The organism is Corallococcus sp. AB049A (assembly GCF_003668885.1).
Classification (GTDB): Bacteria; Myxococcota; Myxococcia; order Myxococcales; family Myxococcaceae; genus Corallococcus; species Corallococcus interemptor.
The window spans coordinates 1-2,201 of sequence record NZ_RAWL01000724.1 but is presented as its reverse complement, the minus strand read 5'-3'; the positions used below and the strand labels follow the sequence as shown (position 1 = coordinate 2,201).

At 72.4% G+C, this 2,201-nt stretch carries 1 protein-coding gene and 1 pseudogene; both read right to left on the bottom strand.

Annotated elements, in window-relative coordinates; genetic code table 11:
* On the bottom strand, window positions 1–1,150 hold a 1,150-nt coding region (locus D7X55_RS45805), incomplete at its 3' end, for an alpha/beta fold hydrolase (protein ID WP_368666521.1).
* 97 nt (window positions 1,151–1,247) lie between these two features.
* A pseudogene (locus tag D7X55_RS45000) lies at window positions 1,248–2,156 on the bottom strand (acyltransferase domain-containing protein); the annotation flags it as partial.
* Window positions 2,157–2,201: the final 45 nt, after the last annotated feature.

Genomic DNA, 2,201 nt, shown 5'->3' with positions numbered 1-2,201 from the left:
CCCCGGGGCCCGGCGTGTCGAGCATCGCGCACAGCGGCACCGCGTGGCCTTCCGCCTTCAGCCTGCGGGCCATCTCGTAGACGACCGCGCCGCCGAACGAAGCCCCCACCAGCAAGTACGGCCCCGAGGGCTGCAACGCGCGCAGGCCCTCCAGGTAGGCCGTCGCCATCTCGTCGACGGACGTGTGCAGCGGCCCATCCGGCTCCAGGCCCCGAGCCTCGAAGGCATGCGCGGTCCGGCCCGGGTCGATGGCGCCCGCCAGCTCCCGGTAGAACACCGCCTGGCCTCCGGCCCCGTGCACGAAGAACAGCGGCGGACCGCGAGTGCCCTGCTGAAGCAGCGCGACACCGGGAGGCAGGGCGCGCGACTCCTCCTGTCCGCCCAGCTTCCGCGCCAGCAACTCCACCGTGGGCGCGGTCAGCATCTCCTTCAGCGCGAGCCGCTTGCCGAAGCGCTCGGAGATCATCGCGAGCAGCCGGAGCGCGACCAGCGAATCGCCGCCCAGCGCGAAGAAGTCATCGTGGATGCCCACGTCGTCCAGGCGGAACAGCGTCTGGAAGCACTCGACCAGGGTCTGCTCCGTGGCGTCGCGAGGGGCCACGCGCTCACTCCGGCGCGGAGCCCGTGCCTTCGGGGGAACGGTCGCCTTCGCCCGGGCCGCCATGGCCTCGCGTGAGATGGGGGCCGGCGCGGCGTCATCCAGGCTGTAGTGCTCGCGGTCGAAGCTGTAGGTCGGCAGGTCCACGCGCCGGCGCCGCTCGCCGTCCCGGATGCGTTCCCAATCCACGTCCACGCCCGCGGCCCAGGCTTCGCCCAGGGCGGCCAGGGCGCTTCCAGGTGCATCCCCCTTCGTCGGCAGGGTGGCCAGCACGGGCTGCGTCTTGCGAACCGGGTGCTGCCTCGCGAGCGCGGTGAGCGTCGTGCCCGGTCCCACTTCAATCAGTGCGCGGTCTCCGGACTCCAGCAGGCAGGCCAGCGCGTCGGAGAAGCGGACCGTGTGCCGCAGGTGCCGGACCCAGTAGTCCGGAGACGTCGCCTCGCGCTCCTGGAGCCACCGGCCGGTGAGGCTGGACACGACGGGCAGCGAAGGCGCGCGGAGCTTCACCCGGGCCACCTCCCGAGCGAAGCCCTCCAGGTACGGCTCCAGCATTGCCGAGTGCGCGGCGCGCGCGTAGCGCACCCGCTTGTGCTCGATGCCCCCGGGCCGTCAGCGCCTGCTCCGCGGCCTCCAGCTCCTGCACAGGCCCGGAGAGGACACAGGTCTCCGGTCCGTTGATGGCCGCCACCGACACAGCCGCGCCCACCAACTCCGAGACCTGCTCCACGGGCGCGAGCACGGACACCATGCCGCCCGGAGGCATCGCCTCCATCAACCGCCCGCGAGCAACGACGAGCCCCAGCGCCTCCTCCAGCGTGAACACGCCCGCGAGGCACGCGGCCACGTATTCGCCAAGCGAGTGCCCCAGCAGCGCCTCCGGCTTCACGCCCCACGACAGCCACAGCTGCGCGAGCGCCCAGTCACAGACGAACAACGCGGGCTGGGACCACAGCGGCCGGTCCAGCTCACGGGCCGCCGCATCGAAGCGCTCGGGTCCCGCGAAGAGGATGTCGCGGAGGTCGGCGCCCAGGGGACCGCGAAGCCACTCCGCGCACGTATCAATGGCCGCGCGGAACGCGGGCTCACGAAGGAACGCCTCGCCCATGTTCACCCGCTGCGCACCGCCGCCCGGGAACAGGAAGGCCACCCCACGGGCTTCGCCCTCGTCGAACACGGCACCGGGCTTTCCCGTCAGGAGCGCCGCCGCGTCCTCTCCCTGACGGACCACGACGAAGCGGCGCCAAGGGAAGCGAGCCCGTCCCACCTGCAACGTATGCGCGACGTCCGCGAGCCCGGCGCCCGAAGCCCCCTGGACACGCTCCGCGAGCGCCGAGGTCATCCGCTCCAGCGCCCCCTCCGTCTTCGCGGACAAGAGCAGCACCTCTTCCCCACGCCGGGGCGCATCCGTCTCCGGAAGGGCCGGAGCCTCCTGCAACACCACGTGCGCGTTCGTGCCTCCAATCCCCAGCGCCGTCACTCCCGCACGCAGCGGCAGCGGCCCCTCCCATGCACGCGCGCTCGCCACCACCTGGAAGGGACTGCCCTCCAGCTCCAGCATCGGATGCGGCTTCGTGAAGTTCAGCGTCGGAGGCAGCGTCCGGTG